This window comes from Ancylothrix sp. D3o, from assembly GCF_025370775.1.
Classification (GTDB): domain Bacteria; phylum Cyanobacteriota; class Cyanobacteriia; order Cyanobacteriales; family Oscillatoriaceae; genus Ancylothrix.
The window spans coordinates 222,671-239,535 of record NZ_JAMXEX010000002.1 but is presented as its reverse complement, the minus strand read 5'-3'; the positions used below and the strand labels follow the sequence as shown (position 1 = coordinate 239,535).

Below are 16,865 nucleotides of genomic sequence, written 5' to 3'. Positions count from 1 at the left end.
AATTCAAAAATGACCAATGACCAATGACCTTTAAAAATCTTGGCGACTATAAATTTGCCCATCATCCCAAAGCGAACGAAATAGGGTTCCCACAGCGCTGATAAATCCCAGAAAATAGAAACTTAAGCGAACAATGGTTTTAAAAATCGAGCCGCTTTTATTACAAGGAGGATGTCCCAAAACTTGACAGTCAAATAAACGATAAAAGAATCGCAAAGCTTGGAAAAAAGTTAAATTTTTAAAGCCCATTAAAAAGTGGTTGTGATAGAGAAAAATCTGATATTCAGCCGAACGAGTGCTGATATCGTGACAGCCGCCGGCTTCTTCACCTAAATGAATTAAATAAGCATCGGGGTCATACCAAATTTGATAGCCGGTTTGCCGAAACCGTAAACAAAAATCTGATTCTTCCCGAACTGCACTGCCTTTAAATCGCTCATCAAATGTTAATTTATATTGGCGAAAAACTTCACCTCTAAAAGACATATTACAACCTCTTGCCGAGATAACTTGTTGCGGTTTTATTGTATGAACCAAATCAATATAATACCAAGCAATCCCAGCATCCATTGCTTCCGGCGGTAAATAATCTATTGTTAAATCTCCCCCAGAATCAGATAATTTCATGCGGTCAAAAACTCGCCCCGCAACGGCGCCAACCTTGGGATTTTGATAATGACATTCGTGGGCTGCTAAAAAATCGGCAGTCAATCGCACATCATCATCAATAAACACAATTATTTCCCCCAAAGATCGCCGCACAGCATAATTTCTTGCCCCTGGTAAAGAAGCCCATTTAAGGCGAAACCATTGGATTTTTTTGCTATCGGCAAGTTGCTGTAGAAAAATATCGGTTTCTGGTTCATGTTCTGGCGTTTGATCAACTACCAAAACCTCAAAATTAGGATAATTTTGCGCCAATACATCAGTTAGCGTATCCCGTAAAACTTCCTCCCGCCGATAAGTGGGAACAATGACAGAAATTAAAGGCTTATTCATCGTTTCCTTTTACCTGATAAAAATTTGGTGTCTGATACCGGCTGTAATTCTTCTTCTTGGCGTTCAAGTTCTGGTAACTTCAAAATCACCCCAGCAAAAAACCAATAATAAACCGCCACCGGGTCAGTATCCAAAGGGTACCAATAAGGGTTATAACTTATAAACAAAACAAATACCCAAAAACACGCCCCAAAACTCCTTAAGTGTCGTTCTTTCAAAGACCGATAAGCCTTAAAACAAGCCCAAGTTAAAGCGGTAACAAAAATCAAAAACCCAATCAACCCCACCGGCCCAATTTCAAAAAGCAACTTAGGAAACCAAGTTTCTATTAACTTCGTTTGTCCCAACTGTCGGGCCGAATTTGTAGCCCTTCCTAAACCTTTCCCCAATAAACCGGCCTGTCCTTCCACCGTAAACTGAACTTGACTAGCAATAAATTGATCCGGCGGTGAAGCATTCCAACGATCAACCAAACTTTTAACTCTTCCTTCCACAAATTCAGGAAACATCGCTAAACCGGCGGTTCCCAAAGTACCAATACCGCCAACAATGGGTAAAAAACGCTTCAAATTTGCAATCTGGCCGGTGAGAATCAGCAAAACCACGATAATAGTTGGGACAGCAATTAAAGCAATACGTTGCCCAGAAACCACCGCGTTAACCATCACCAATGCCAAGGAAGCAAAACTAGCAACTTGCCAAAGAAATGACGGATCACTAAAAGCGGAAGCAAAGGTAAAAAAGGTATTAGAAATTAAAAACCAGCCCCAATGCCAAGGCGAAACAAACGTCCCTGGTAAACGAATCATATAAGAACTATAAGCCACAGAACCACCCACCAAACAACGCGCCGAAAGACTGGGTTTATATAAATCTTCGCCTTCCATCATCCGAGTACCGGCACAAGTTCCTTTGGCCAAAAGTAAATACTGAAGCAACCCTAAACCACAGGCAACAATGGCTAAAACAACGTGCAACCGAGTCAGAAACAAAAACTCTTTTTTACTGCGAATTAGATAGTAACCACAAGTAATCAGAGGAATATAACCAAGAAAAATTTTTAGCCCTAAAATTGCCATTAAAATAGGTCTTTCGATTGGTCTGGAAGTAGCGTAGGGATCAAAAATAGGAATTGATTCGGGAAAAATTTGCTGATATCCATTAACAAAAATCATAGTTAATAGACAAACGCCGAGGAGAATGGCGAGGGGATTGATTAATCTTTTAGAAATAATCAAGGGTAATTTTTTGCTGCGCCACTGTGGCACCAAAGAAAAAAGCGCAGGAAAATAAAAAGCATCTTTGGCAAATTGAAATGCCGCATTGCCGCCGCCAATGGCATAAGTAACGGTGCCACTTATGGGCAAATACATTAAAAACATCCATAAAGCTTGTCGGGGATATTTAAAAGAAAGCACCAACAACAATAAACCCCCACCGGCAGCAATGCCAATTTTAGGATTTTTCAAAGAAAGACCGGCCCCAATAGCAAAGGCAGCAATTAGGGTAGGAATAAGAACAGAAATCAGTTCTTTACGTTCTTTGGTTTGCTGTCGTTTGAGGGTTTGTTTTTCTTTTTTTGTTAGGGTTGTTGCTTGGCTTTTAGTTTTTTGTTTAGATTTTTTTGACTTACTTTTAGATACCGGCTTACTTTTGCGTTTTATCTTGGGCATAATTTTCAAAAAATAACCCTCTGCTACCAGCTTACTGATAGCAGAGGGCTATTGGCGACGATTTCCGTTTTTGTTAGGCGAAATTTTGCTGAACCACACGCACGAGATGGTCTGTCCAGTAGTGGGCCAGATCGTTGCTGGCGGCCTCTACCATGACGCGGATCAGCGGTTCGGTACCTGAAGCACGGACGAGAACTCGGCCACCATCGCCCATTGCTTTTTCGGCGTTTTCAATGGCGGTTTGGAGTTCTTGGCAATTTTGCCAGCCAAGCCGACGCTGCCGGTCTTCAACGCGGACATTTCGCAACAGTTGCGGATAAGTTTGGAAACTGGCATCAACCATTTCGCCAAGACTTTGACCGGCCTGTTTTACCAAGGCTGCAATATGCAAAGCAGTCAGCAACCCGTCGCCGGTGATGCCATAATGCCAGCATAAAATATGTCCAGACTGCTCGCCTCCTAACATTGCGCCGCTGCGCTGCATTTCTGCTTGCACATATTGATCACCTACGGCAGTTCGCACCATTTGACCACCGAGTTTTTGCCAAGCTCGCTCGAACCCTAAATTGGCCATCACAGTTGCGACAATTAAATCTTGGGGGAGTTGTTGTTTTTGGCGGAGATTTTGGCCCCATAAATACAAAATGTAATCGCCATCCACCGGCCTGCCTTGGTTATCCACCGCTAAAACGCGGTCGGCATCGCCATCAAAGCCAAATCCCATATCCGCTTGATGTGCTTTGACGGCCTCAGCGAGGGCGTCGAGATGAGTTGAACCGCAATTTACGTTAATGCGGTTGCCGTCTGGCTGGTCATGCAGGCAAATAACCTCAGCACCCATTGCTTGAAAGCTGGCCGGTGCAACTTTAACTGCGGCCCCCCAGGCGAGGTCTAGCACAATCCGCATTCCTTGGAGGTTAACGCGGGTTAGTAAGGGTTCTTGGAGGGCGGTCGTATAGTTGCTCACCAGTTCAGGCCGGTGGTAATGTTGGCCCCAATTTGTTTGGGGGAACGAGAGAATATCACCTCTCAAACCGGCTTCGATTTCTTTTTGCAAGTTTTGGGAAAGTTTGGTGCCGGTGGGGCCAAAAAATTTAATGCCGTTATCTTCGGGAGGGTTATGAGAGGCGGAGATCATCACGCCGCCAAGGGCTTTTGATAAGACTGTCAGGTTGGCGACGCAGGGGGTGGGACATAAACCCAGGTTCCAGACTTCGACACCGGCAGCCGTGAGGCCGGCAGAAAGGGCCATTGCCAGCATATCGCTTGAGTTGCGCGAGTCTTGGCCTAAAATGATGGGGCCGTTATCGCTGGCGTTTTCTTTGAGAACTTGGCCGGCCCAAAAACCAATTTGCATGGCCAAGGTGGCATTGAGGAGGTCGCCAACTTTGCCGCGTATGCCATCGGTACCAAAGAGGGGGTTATCCGGTAAGCCGGTGGCATTCCAAGGGGAATGATGAAAAACCGCTTTATCTAATGCGTTCAGGGGGCCGCTGCCATTTGTTCGAGAAGGAATTGCTACCATTTTGATTCACTCCACACACACACAATAATAGTATTTTAGATTTCGGATTTTGGATTGAGATTTGCGATTAAACTTTGGGATTGAGATTGCCTAAAGCTTGATACCTAGGGCTGTTGGGGGTTTTGATCAGTATCCTTCTTTGAGGAAATGGGAAAACCGGATCGATCTGTTTTTTGATGCCGGTTGGGGTACAAGTGATTTTATAGATATTTGTGTAAAATTTTGGCGGTTTCTAAACCGGTTTTTTCCCAGCTAAATTGACTTGCTTGAATTAAGCCCTGTTCCCGCAAGGATGACCGCTGTTGAGTATCGGTTGCCACAGTGTGCATGGCTGCTGTTATTTCTGCCGTATTGTAAGGATTAACCATCAAAGCGCTATTGCCGGCAACTTCTGGCAGTGAGGAAACATTAGAAGTAATAACTGGCGTTCCACAGGCCATTGCTTCAAGCACAGGTAAACCAAAACCTTCCCACAGCGAGGGAAAGACTAAGGCAATGGCTTGATTAATTAAAATTGGCAGCTTTTCGTAACTTGCATAGCCGATGAATTTAATTGATTCTGTTAAGTTTAATTCGGCAATTTTTGCTTGCAATTCTGGTGTATAACTGCTGTCGGTGGGGCCAGATATCCACAGTTGATAATCGGGCCGGTTTGGAAGGTTGGCAAAGGCTTCTATAAGCCGGTGTAGGTTTTTGTAAGGATCATGTCGGCCTATGTACAAAAAATAGTTACTTGTCGGTAAGTTCAAATCGCGGAAGTTATTTTTGTCGTAAGCTAAGGGTATAACGGTTGTTTTGTCAAGGTTGATTTTATAAAATTTATTAATATCTTCAGCAGTGGATTTTGAGTCACAGATAATATGTTCGGCTTGGCTTAAAATTTGAGGAATATAATAACGAAAATAGGCATTAAGGCGAGAAAAAGGTTTAGAAAATCGTAGTGGTATCAAATCATGGACTGTGACAATATAGCGGCTTTTTGTATAAATTGGGGCTTCTGGAAGCGGTGAAAATATCAGATTAGATTGAAGATTTTTATAGAGTTTGGGTAGTTGCAATTGTGTCCATAAAATACGCCTCAGATGACCTTTGCTTCCCTGATCAGGTGTCATATTTGCGGGAACGGGATAATTTTTGTAGGGAGGGAAATTTTCAGGAGTGAGGAGAGTGGGATTAAGTTTTTGGAGATGGGGGATAATGTTTTTAGCGTAGGTGGAGATGCCGGTGGCTTGAGGAATAAGAAAAGAGAGGTTAATTAAGAGGTTGCTGTTCACGTTTAGGGATTGTAGGATATTTGGCTGGGGTTGGGAAGGGGTGGGTTTTTGTATTCTTGCTGGATTATATCAAAAAACTGTTTAACTTTTCGCTGAAATTGAGTTTTTGTAAAATTTTGGCTGCTTTGGAAAGCAGCAGTTTGGAGAATTTGAAAAAGTTGGGGGTTGGTGATGAGTTGATGGGTGTATTGGCAGAGTTCATCGAGGTTATTAATTAAAAATCCTGATGTTTTGTTTTCGATTGTTTCTTGATGTCCACCGGCATTAGCAACAACAGGAACACAATAATTTTGCATAGCTTCCACTGTCGCCATGCCAAAATGTTCGCATCGCTGGGGGTTGATTTCTTCTAAACCGCAAAGATGCCAAAAAATGCTGGCTTTGCTGTAAATAATTTTCAGTTTTTCTCTGGAACAGTTTAATTTAATTTCGATGGAGTTGTTATCTTGTTTGATTTGATTTTGGACATTTTTTAAATAAGAGTTATTGGGGAGACTTCCACCGGCTAAAACTAATTTCCAGTTTTGCATAATTTCGGGATATTGTTTTTTGAGATGGCGGAAAGCTTGGATCATTTCCAGTTGTTTTTTTGTCCCACCGGCCTCAAATTGGGCAACGGATAGAATAATGTTTTCTTTTTCGGTTTTTTCGCTTTCCATTTCGACGGGAGGATAAAGCAAAAAAGCCGGTTCAAGTTCCCAGCGTTTTTGCAGCCATTTAGCAGAAAAGCGGCTATTACTGAGAATAAAAGTGTAGTCATCCACCGCAAAATAACGACCGCGAAAGGCATTCGGGAAGTGACATATAAAGATGGAAATGGGAGAAAAAGGTTTAACTTTTTCTAATTGGTTAGCGTTGATAAAAACATCATAATTTTGGCTTTCTTTGGAAACTCTATCAAAAGGGTTTTCGCTTTCTTCGTTAACAAGACTGCTATCTATAGACTGCATCCCTCGTTTTTCGTAGTAAGGAAGGGGGATTATTTTGATTTTACAAGCCGAAAGGTCTAAGCCATACCAATTTTGTAGATCGGCTAAACTAACCTGCTTATTGGCAATAAAAGTAATATCAAATTGATCTTGCAAAATTTCTGCAAGAGTCGCTATATATTTTTGTCCGCCGCCAATAAAATGTAAACCATGATCATAAATTCCAATCGAGAGTTTACGTTTTTTTGAGATTACATCTAGGCGAGAGAAAAGCCGGTCAACTGTCTGCTTTTCGTAGAGAACGGTCATTTTTTCATACAAATTTGGTAAGACTTGATCAACAACTTGCTGGGAGTGATGTTCCCGCAATTTCTTGATCGCAAAAAACAAAGCTTCCAGCAACAAATGATACTGCTTGGAGATAAAAAACACAGAGGTATTAATCGCTTGGCCTAAAAAATAAGGTTCATGTTTGGCTAGATATAAAAAGCGATTGCGGTTACAAAAATACTCGGTTAATTTATTGCCCCGACTTGATGCGCCAAATTCGTGATCAACAATTGCTTGCGGGAAATAAAGCAACTTCCACCCTTTTTTTAGGCAGCGTTTACAATATTCTACATCTTCAAAATACATCACAAATTCTTCATCCACCGGCCCAACATCTTGCAAACATTCACGGCGGAATAAAACTGCGGCCCAACATAAACCTTTCGCTTCCCTTTCTTCTTCATATTGGCCGGTGTCTTTTTCGCCAAAGCCTAAATCTTGCCAATAAAAATCAGGTAATTCTTGAACACCTACGCTGTTAATTTTGCCATCTTTTAATAAAATCTTACCACCAGCAGCCCCAAATTCTGGGCTTGCGTCTAAACGTTTTACAAGCAAATCTAACCACTCTGTATCTACCACCACATCGTTATTTAAAAAGCCAATATAATCGCCTTTAGCCAAACTTATGCCTAAATTTAAAGCCTTAGCAAAATTATTTTCTGTATTAACGACAGTATGAACTTCGGGGAAAAATTCCCGCATAAACTCCACAGAATTATCTGTTGAAACGTTATCAATTAAGATGATTTCTAGGTTTGAATAGTTGAGTTTTTCCAAGGAAGTAAGGCAAGTTTTAAGACGATTTATGCCGTTATAATGAACAATAATCAATGAACATAGAGGTAAAACCTTCAAACCCATAACTCCTCCCAAATAACTTAAAAACAAAATTATCAAACCATCTATGCCAAAGCAAACTTTAAATCTGCGTTAATCCATCTGCGTTTATCTGCGTTTATCTGCGGTTAAAAACTCTTCCTATCAACCTAAAAATAAACACCCAAACCTACCTTTTCAATTTTTCCAATTCAGTTTGCAGTTGTTGTATTTGAGTCTCTAATTTTATTTGATTTTCCTTTAAAACCTTAACTTCTTTCCTTAAAGATTGAAGAATTTGTGTATTAGTAAAGTTGTAAATAACTTGTCTTTCCAAAACCGGCTTCAACAACTTTCTAACAAACTTTCGCAGACCAATGATAACCGGTTGCATGAATTTTTGATAAGAAGTGATGGGGATATTGTAAATATCAAAGCCAGTTTTTAAAATTACAATATCCTCATCTTCATCTGCTGCCGGCGGGTGTTGATTGGAAACCCCAAAAATATCCGCTGCTAAAGTCTGGCGCAGTTTCTCTTTAATTTTTTCAGTGGGGATTTCTTGCGGTTCCAATTTTCACCCTTACCTATTTATGAAAGTTCTACTTGACAGTCATCGCCAATCATAAATCTTAAAGCTTTCGGGCGCATATTCGCAACCCCTAACTGTGCACGTTGTCCGATGACGCTATCAACGATCCGCTGATGGATACCGGAAATTTTAGCGCCTTTTAAAACAACGCTGTGTTCTAAATCTCCTTCAATTAAAGTTACTTCATCAGCGATGCTAGTATAGGGGCCAATAAAGCAATTTTCTAAGTAACAATTCTCCCCAATAATCACCGGCCCGCGAATGGAACTATTAACAACTTTTGTGCCGGTGCCAATTTGAACTCGTCCGATAATTTGGCTTTTTTCGTCCACTTCTCCCTTGACAGATGGCGAAAGTTGTGTGTCTAAAATAATCCGGTTGGCTTCGAGGAGGTCGTCTTTTTTGCCGGTATCCAACCACCATCCTTCCAGAGTGCAAGCTTTAACAGGTTTTTCCCAATCTAGCAGTTTTTGAATCGCATCCGTAATTTCCAATTCTCCCCGCGCCGAGGGTTGAATGTTATCGATGGCTTCGTGTATCGTTTTAGAAAAGAAATAAATACCCACCAAAGCTAAGTTAGAAGGCGGATTTTTGGGTTTTTCTATTAGTTGTAAAACTTGCCCATTTTCATCTACTTTCGCAACCCCAAAAGCACTGGGGTTAGAAACCTTCCGCAACATAATCAAGGCATCTAAATCTTGCTTTTTAAAGGTTTCCAAAAAAGTTTGCAATTCACTTTGAATGATGTTATCACCCAAATACATAATAAACGAATCATCGCCTAAAAATGGTTGGGCAACTTTCACCGCGTGGGCCAAACCGGCAGGTTTTTCTTGCAAAATATAAGTGATGTTGACGCCAAATTTTTCGCCATTGCCGGTTTTGGCCTTCACTTCTTCGCCAGTTTCTGGACTAATAATGATGCCAATTTCCGTAATACCGGCCCCGATAATATCTTCGAGTCCATACCACAAAATCGGTTTATTTGCAACCGGCACCAGTTGTTTTGCGCCGGTGTACGTTAGAGGACGTAACCTTGTTCCTTTTCCGCCAGAAAGAATTAAAGCTTTCATTGATGATTGCGTATTGTAAGGTAATTGGGTATGACTACTGGTTTTTTTCTAACATTTTTCTGAGAGATTGTCGCCAGTGTGGAGGGTGAGATCCCAAAACAGCCGAGATTTTTTTAGAAGATAAAACAGAAAAAGCAGGCCGGCGGGCCGGTGTGGGATATTCTGATGTCGTAATAGGAACGACTCTTGCAACTTTTAAAGGAAAATTCCGTTGTTTTGCCTCTTCAAAAATCGCCACCGCAAAATCATACCAACTGGCGACACCGCTATTCGTGTAATGATAAATTCCTGAGTCCCATTTTAACTCAATTAACCTGCCAATCGCCTCCGCTAAATCACCTGTCCAAGTTGGACTACCAATTTGATCGCAAACCACCCGAATTTCTTCTCTGTCGCCTCCTAAACGCAACATAGTTTTGACAAAATTGCCTTTTCCACCTACCCCATAAACCCATGCAGTTCGCAAAATTAGATACTCTCCGCCAACCTCCTCAATAGCTTTTTCGCCTGCTAATTTAGACTTGCCATAAACTCCCAAAGGGTTGGTTTCATCGGTTTCTAAATATGGCTGACTTGCCGTACCATCAAATACATAATCTGTCGAAACATGAATCAAACGCGAATTGATTTTTTTGGCTTCTTCTGCTAAAATACCGGCTGCTTTTCCGTTAATAGCATCAGCAAGTTCGGGTTCGCTTTCTGCTTTGTCCACTGCTGTATAAGCACCGGCATTGATAATAACATCAGGTTTAATTTCTTGCAAAACTTGGCGAATGTTATCAGGGTTTGCTAAGTCTAGTTTGTCACGACTTAGGCCGGTGATGTTATAGGTTTTTTCGCTGAGATGGTGATGCAATTCTTGGCCTAGTTGGCCGTTTGTCCCTGTGATGAGGATTTTCACTTTTTTGATTTTTTAAGAGGAAAAGATTTTTAAACCGCAGATAAACGCGAATTAACGCGGATGAATTGACGATTTTTTTGGGAGTTTAGGGGAAGGTTTCGGCGTTTTTTAAGGGGATGCCGGCTTGATCTTTTGCTGATAATATTGGCGTTTCGCCATTTAAGGGCCAATTAATGCCAATATCGGGGTCATTCCAAAGAATACAACGGTCATATTGTGGGGCATAATATTCGGTTGTTTTATATAGGACTTCGGCAATTTCGGAGACGGCTAAAAATCCATGTGCAAATCCTGCCGGTATCCACAATTGACGATGGTTTTCTGCACTCAAATAATACCCTACCCATTTACCAAAAGTGGGAGAATTTTTGCGGATATCGACAGCGATATCAAAAATTTCTCCCACTACTACCCGGACTAATTTACCTTGGGGTTGTTGAATTTGATAATGCAGTCCCCGCAAAATGTTTTTAGAGGAACGCGAGTGGTTATCTTGAACAAAATCACAATCAAGGCCGGTTTTTTCTGCAAAAATTCGCCGGTTAAAGCTTTCCAAAAAAAAGCCTCGCGGATCTGCAAAAACCTTCGGCTCAATAATTAAAACTTCGGGAATCTCTGTTTGAATTATATTCATTTTGTCCTTTGTCAATTGTCCTTTGTCAATTTTCCTTTGTTAATTCTCCTTTGTCAATGGTTCTTTGTCCACCCTCCTATAGCAATACTTCTGGGTGATTGATTATAACCCAAGACTGGACAAATCAGCCTAAACTATTGACAAATGACCAAGGACAAATGACCAAGGACAATTGACTATTTAACCGTTTCCAAAGTTTTAACTTTGCGGCTCATGCTATCCAAAAACATCTCCATAACCGTGCGTTTGCCAATTTTAATAGTACCTTGAATCGCCATCCCCGACTGAATAGGATATTCCTTTCCATTTAATTCAAACGCCTGCACCGGCAACTCTACCTCCGCAGGAAACGCATAAAAAGGACGTTCGTTAGGAACAGGTGACAAAGCATCCGAACCAATTGATTTTAATTTCCCCTTAATTGTCCCAAACTGCATCGACGGATACGCCTCCACATTAATTTCAACATCCATCCCTGGCTGCACCAAAGTAATATCTTTGTTATTGATATAAACCTTAGCAATTAGGCTATCTTGGGGAATCAATTTCATCATCGGGTTTTGGTCAACTTCCCGCGCCACAAAACCTGGTGAAGCTTTTAAATCAAACACAAACCCATCCACCGGCGCTTTCACTTCTTGATATTGCAGCGCTTGTTGGGCTTTAGTTAACTGTCCTTCAATTTGAGAAATTTGCTTAGAATTCTCTTGTTTCTTTTGACCAATTTGCGAATCAACTTGAGCAATTCTTTGCTTATTAGTTTGCAGTTTATCTCGCATATTTCTCATCCAAGATGCTCGTTTACTGTCTGCATCTTTGCGAGCCACATCAATTTCTGCTCTCACTTGATCTTGTTGGGAACGCAAGCGATCTACTTCAGCTTGACGCGCCGTAACCTCATCTTGAGTTTGTAAAATTTCCCGCTGTCTGGCTTCAATTTCTCCCCGCAAGGTATCTAATTCTGCTGTTGCAGAAATCACACTTCCTTGCTTAGTCAAAACTTCTTGTTGTTGACGCTGTTGTTGCAATTTTGACAGAGCCCCTTCATCCACCAAAGGATTAATTTGCCCTAAAATTTCCTCGTTAATAGTAAGCACTTGTTGATCAGTTACCAGCTTATCTTGGGCTTTCGCTAACTGCGCCTGTGCCGAAGAAAGCCGATTTTGAGCCCTTGGCATTTGTTCGCGCGAACGAATCAAACGTTCCACACCGGCAGCCAACTGGCCATCAATTTCATTCAGCTTTTCATTAAGATTGCGAATTTGCGCTTGCTCTTGCTCTTGAATAGCCAAATATTCGCGCCGGTTTGCCAAAAAAAGCGCCTGTTGCGTGGCACTAAAACCACCACCGCCGCCGCCAGTCCCCAAATCAAACTCATTTAAAAGCGCTTGATAAACGTCATTATCCCCCACTAACGACAATCTTTCCCGCGTCAGCGTTTCCAAATCTGTATTCGCAGCGGCCAGAGTTTCCCCATTGACCGCCTTATCATAAAATTGGTTTTCTTTCAAGAGAGATTCTTTTACATTTCGTAAAGACTCCACATCAGCTTGAGAAGAAGTGGGGTCAAGAGTCAGCAAAACCTCACCTCGTTTGACCAGTTCCCCTTCCTTGACCAAAACTTCTCGCACCACACCGCCGGCGGCGGGACGCACATCTTGCGGAGCTTGTTGCGGTTCCAGTTTGCCGGCAGCCGGCACAGCTTGCTCAATTTGGGCAAATGTAGCCCAAAGTAAACCAAATCCCGTGACACTGACAATTGCCCAGACAAAAATTTGTGTCCAATAAGCCGGTTTCTCTAAAATTACCGGCTGGTCGTAAACTGAATCAGAAAAGGAATTTGAATTAAAAGAATCGCTTTTCATTGAAATAACTCCTAAATGTCATTTGTCATTTGTAATTGGTCATTTGTCATTTGTCATTTGTCATTAGTTTTTTTCTTTAACAAAAGACAAAGGACTCTTGACCAATGACTTTTTACAATTGTGATTCCTGTTGTTGATAAAGAGCGTAATAACGGCCTTTAAGTGCCATCAATTCATCATGCTTACCTTGTTCAACCACCGAACCCTGATCCATCATTAAAATCACATCAGCATCTCTGACCGTATTCAGCCGGTGAGTAATAAAAAACACCGTCCGATCTCTAAAAGCTTTCTGCAAGTTATCGCACACCTGACGCTCTGTGTTGTAATCTAGCGCACTCGTCGCTTCATCCAGAATCAACAATTTGGGATTTTGTAAAATCGTCCTCGCCAGGGCAATACGCTGACGCTGACCACCCGATAAAGAAGAACCCCGCTCTCCCACAATAGAGTTATAACCATTGGGCAAAGACATAATAAAATCGTGAGCCACCGCAATTTTTGCCGCCTCAATAATTTCTTCCGTCGAGGCTTCTGGGTTGTTGAGAGCGATATTTTCTTGAACCGTACCATTAAAAAGCAAAGTGTCTTGTAAGACCATCCCAATTTGCCGGCGCAGAGAATATAACTCTACTTTAGCAATATCATAGCTATCAACTTGAATACGCCCCGAAAGAGGTTCATAAAGGCGCTGAAGCAGTTTCATCAACGTACTTTTTCCCGAACCGCTTTGCCCAACAATACCCACAAATTCACCCGGAGTGAACTCGAGGTTAATATTCACCAATTGCAAAGCCCCGGCTTCTTTAAAACGGAAAGAAATGTTTTCAAATTTAACGCCCCCTTCAATTTCCGGGATAGGAATATTGGTGCGATTTTCTTCTGTGACTTCCAGAGGAGCATCGAGAATATCGCTGAGTCGTTCAATAGAAAGAGCAGTTTCTTGGAAGTTTTGCCAAAGTTGAACCAAGCGCAAAAGCGGGCTGGTGACATAACCGGCAATAATGCGGAAAGCAATAAGTTGACCAAGACTAAGTTGATTTTGGATAACCAAGTGAGCGCCAACCCAGAGAATAAGTAAACCAGAGAGTTTTTGTAAGAAACCGCTAATACTACCGGCATTGCTGGAAGTCAGAACCGATTGAAAACCGGCACTCACATATCTCGCGTAGCGTTCCAGCCATTTCCAGCGCGAGAGCATTTCAATATTTTGGGCTTTGACAGTTTGAATACCGTTGAGAACTTCCACCAGATAAGATTCAGCATCGGCGTAACGTTCGGCCCGTTGTCTGAGTTGACCTCGGATAATGGGAGAAACCATGAGGGTGAGGGCAGCAAACAGAGGCACAGTGGAGAGAGCAACTATAGACAGCAGCCAACTGTACACGAACATCACAACGATGTAAACCACAGAAAAGACGGCATCAAGCACAACGGTGAGGGCGGTGCCGGTGAGGAATTGACGGATGCGTTCAAGTTCGTTCATCCGACCGGCCAGTTCGCCAACGCGGCGGTTATCAAAAAAGTTCAGAGGCAAGCGGACGAGGTGGTTAATGACTTCGCTGCCTAAACTCAGGTCAATACGGTTAGTAGTGTCTACAAAGAGGTAGGTACGCAGAGCAGTCAGGAGAGCTTCGAGAAGGCCCACACCCAATAAGAAGATGCCCAAAACGTCGAGAGTTTCGATGCTGCGTTGCACCAAAACTTTATCGATAATCACCTGAGTGATGATCGGGTTGGCGAGGCCAAATAGCTGAACAAAAAACGAAGCAACTAAGACTTGGATGAGGATGCTGCGATATTTGACGACGTAGGGGATGAACCACTTGAGGCCAAATTTTTCTTTGGTGAGTTCATTTTCTGGGGCTGTTAAAAGCAAAACTTGGGTGGCTTCGCCGGCAACATCGGCAAACTCGGCGGGTTTTTTGCGAGAAATTCCGCTTTCGGGGATAGCCATCACCAGTTCTTTTTCGGTGATGTTGTAGATGATGGCAAAGCTGTCGTACCAGGGCACCATTGCCGGGGCTTTGAGTCTGCCGATATAGCTAGAGGGTATTTGAACGAGTTGGGATCGCAGTCCCATCATTTCGGTGATGGCGCCGCAGGTTTGCAGGGTGATTTGGCCTTTGGTTTTGATTTGGCCTTCGAGGACGCGGCGGATGATGTCTTTGCGGAAAGTGGCGCCGGTGTGTTTGCTGAGCATTTGAAAGCAGGCCAGGGGTGCGTCAAGGGGCCCGCGTCCGCGTATAAAGGGGTATTTGATCGGAGTCGTGAAGGCATCACGCGGGGGTTCCGGCGGTCGGGGAGGCGCTTCTGGGATTTGGTACTCGACGATCCGGGGCGTGTCTTGGATGGGGGCTAGGGGGAGGCTGTCGGGTTCGCTGGGTTGGAGGACGGTTAAAGCAGGGGTTGGGGTGGCTTGGAAGTTGAGGGGCAATCCGATCAGTCTGGCTCCCCCTTTCGTTGGGACGGGTAAGGTGCGTGGGGTGCCTTGGAGGGGGAGGCGGCTTGCGGTTTCATATTCGCCGATGGTGCCGCTACTGATCAGCCAGAGGCGGTTTGGGTCGAGTTTGGCGAGGTCGAGTTGAGGAGACTTTATGTTGAGGGCGATTGCTTCGTGGGATAGTTTGGTGGCGACTTCTTTGAGGTTGATGCTTGCGTCGGCTCGTCGTTGCAGTTCGACGCTGATCAGTTCAAAAACTTCGCTTTGGTAGGGTTTGTTTTTGAAGGCGCTTTCTAGGGCTGGTTCGGTTTCGAGATAGTTTAAGAAGTCGGCGGCTGCGAGGCAAATACAAATGACTTCGGTGGAGGCAATGGCGGTTTCACAGGGTTCGCCCCGCACAAGGCCGGCGGCTCCGATCAGTTCCCCAGGGCCGAGGAGTTTGATGCTGACGGGGGTTTGCATCCGTTGGTCATAGCCTAAGAGTCGGGCTTGTCCTTGATAAATAATGGCGATTTGGGTGGGGAGTTTTTCTCGCTCAAAGATTGGCTGGCCTGTGCGGTAACGCAAGAGTTGACATTTGCTGGCAATTGCTTGGAGGCTGTCTACTCCCAGTTGGTCAAAGGGCGCGGTTTGCGTTAAAAATGCGGGGATTTGAGTGGGGGTGATCGGTTGCGTCATAGGGTGGGTTTTAAACTTTGGGGCTGGTCACGTTTATTTAATTTAGGGTGAACTGAACGGTTATCTGTGGTGATACAGGTTTCCTGTTATGTTTCCAAAGCATTGATTCTGTGATGTTAGCTTTAAGCCAGCACTGCTTTTGCTGGATTTAGAAAAATTTATGGGTTTTGGCTTGATGCCCCTGTTGATGCGCCTTTTGTATTGTACCCAAGCTATAGGGGAGAGGTGCTGGTGTGGCCCTCTCGGTTTTTTGCTTTAGGTGGCAGCGGTGACTGCGGCTGTTCGCAGTTTGACTTGTTGAGTTTGTTCTTTGATCCAGTTTTCAAAGAGTTCGTCAATGAGTTGCCGGCGCATTGAGTCATCAAGGCGTGCGGGGATGAATTTTTCAAGCCGGATAATAACAAGCCATTCGGCTAGGGGTCGGGGTGTCCACAGTTGTCCAGGTTGGCTGACGGAGAGGAGTTTGGCGATGGCTGGGTGGGGTTGGGAGAGGGGAACGGGGCCAAGTAGTCCGCCGGTTCTAGCTTCTGGGCCTTGGGAGTATTCACGGGCTAGTTCGGGAAAGGTTTGTTCGCCTTCTTGGATGCGAAAGTATATTTCTTGGGCGAGTCCTGGGTCTTGGGTGCGGATGAGTGAGTACACTACTTGATCTAAGTGAGTTTTGCGGCTGAAAAAGTAGGTTTCGACTTTGGAGTTAAAGGCGGCTGTTTTGAATTTTTCGAGCCGTAGGGGTTGGACGGCGAGTTCTTTGATTTGCTCTAAGGTCATGTTTTGGCTTTGCAGCCATGCGTCTCTTGCTTGGGGGGTGCTAATTTGCTGTGAGGCGAAGAATTTTTCAAGGGCTGCTTGGGTTTCTTCTTCGCTACAAGTGATGTTAGCGATGGCTTGGTCGATGATGATGCCCCTCAATAGTTGGGGCATGAGTTGGTAGCGGATGAGAAGGGCGGGAATTTCATGGTCTTGGATGATTTTGTTGCCGATTTGAAAAAGCTCTGCCATGTCTGTTAATTTACCTAGAATTGGGTGGTTTTTTGTAGCCAATAAAGTTATAGCTAATGTTTGTTGGGTTTTATGACGTAGGGGTGGGTGGTATTGTTTTTTGTGGTTGGGTTTTAAGTCTGTTTATTGAT

12 protein-coding genes are annotated in these 16,865 nt (G+C 43.4%); all 12 read right to left on the bottom strand.

Going from position 1 to position 16,865, the window contains the following annotated elements; all coding sequences use genetic code 11:
* Positions 1-30: 30 nt before the first annotated feature.
* The 12 genes from hpsN to NG798_RS05130 all read right to left on the bottom strand — a co-directional run bounded on the left by hpsN (position 31) and on the right by NG798_RS05130 (position 16,734).
* Positions 31-999 (bottom strand): hormogonium polysaccharide biosynthesis glycosyltransferase HpsN, encoded by a 969-nt coding sequence (gene hpsN / locus NG798_RS05185; protein ID WP_261220781.1) that lies wholly within the window; start codon positions 997-999, stop codon positions 31-33.
* Positions 996-2,672 carry a hormogonium polysaccharide biosynthesis protein HpsL gene (gene hpsL, locus NG798_RS05180; protein ID WP_261220780.1) on the bottom strand — a complete coding sequence of 559 codons (1,677 nt, stop codon included), beginning with the start codon at positions 2,670-2,672 and terminating at the stop codon, positions 996-998. The genes hpsN and hpsL overlap by 4 nt, the downstream gene beginning before the upstream one ends.
* A gap of 73 nt (positions 2,673-2,745) precedes the next feature.
* Complete coding sequence (gene glmM / locus NG798_RS05175; RefSeq protein WP_261220778.1) at positions 2,746-4,197, bottom strand: phosphoglucosamine mutase; 1,452 nt, start codon at positions 4,195-4,197, stop codon at positions 2,746-2,748.
* A gap of 200 nt (positions 4,198-4,397) precedes the next feature.
* Positions 4,398-5,471: a glycosyltransferase family 1 protein gene (locus NG798_RS05170; RefSeq protein WP_261220777.1), complete on the bottom strand. Its 1,074-nt coding sequence runs from the start codon at positions 5,469-5,471 to the stop codon at positions 4,398-4,400.
* A gap of 2 nt (positions 5,472-5,473) precedes the next feature.
* Positions 5,474-7,594, bottom strand: a complete 2,121-nt coding sequence (locus tag NG798_RS05165; RefSeq protein WP_261220775.1) for a glycosyltransferase — start codon at positions 7,592-7,594, stop codon at positions 5,474-5,476.
* Between the two features lie 145 nt (positions 7,595-7,739).
* The gene (locus NG798_RS05160) at positions 7,740-8,123 is read right to left on the bottom strand and encodes a hypothetical protein (RefSeq protein ID WP_261220773.1); all 384 of its coding nucleotides are present in this window, start codon (positions 8,121-8,123) and stop codon (positions 7,740-7,742) included.
* A gap of 17 nt (positions 8,124-8,140) precedes the next feature.
* Positions 8,141-9,214, bottom strand: coding sequence for a glucose-1-phosphate thymidylyltransferase (locus NG798_RS05155; protein WP_261220771.1), 1,074 nt, complete (start codon positions 9,212-9,214; stop codon positions 8,141-8,143).
* 34 nt (positions 9,215-9,248) lie between these two features.
* Entirely contained in the window at positions 9,249-10,115 is an 867-nt protein-coding gene (gene rfbD / locus NG798_RS05150; protein ID WP_261220769.1) for a dTDP-4-dehydrorhamnose reductase, read from the bottom strand.
* An 85-nt stretch (positions 10,116-10,200) separates the two neighbouring features.
* Positions 10,201-10,749 carry a dTDP-4-dehydrorhamnose 3,5-epimerase gene (gene rfbC, locus NG798_RS05145; RefSeq protein WP_261220767.1) on the bottom strand — a complete coding sequence of 183 codons (549 nt, stop codon included), beginning with the start codon at positions 10,747-10,749 and terminating at the stop codon, positions 10,201-10,203.
* 176 nt (positions 10,750-10,925) lie between these two features.
* Entirely contained in the window at positions 10,926-12,614 is a 1,689-nt protein-coding gene (locus NG798_RS05140; protein ID WP_261220765.1) for an HlyD family secretion protein, read from the bottom strand.
* Positions 12,615-12,726: 112 nt separating this feature from the next.
* A complete protein-coding gene (locus NG798_RS05135) occupies positions 12,727-15,735 on the bottom strand; it encodes a peptidase domain-containing ABC transporter (RefSeq protein ID WP_261220763.1) in 3,009 nt (1,002 codons plus the stop codon).
* Positions 15,736-15,990: 255 nt separating this feature from the next.
* Positions 15,991-16,734 (bottom strand): peptidylprolyl isomerase, encoded by a 744-nt coding sequence (locus tag NG798_RS05130; protein WP_261220761.1) that lies wholly within the window; start codon positions 16,732-16,734, stop codon positions 15,991-15,993.
* Between the last annotated feature and the right edge of the window lie 131 nt (positions 16,735-16,865).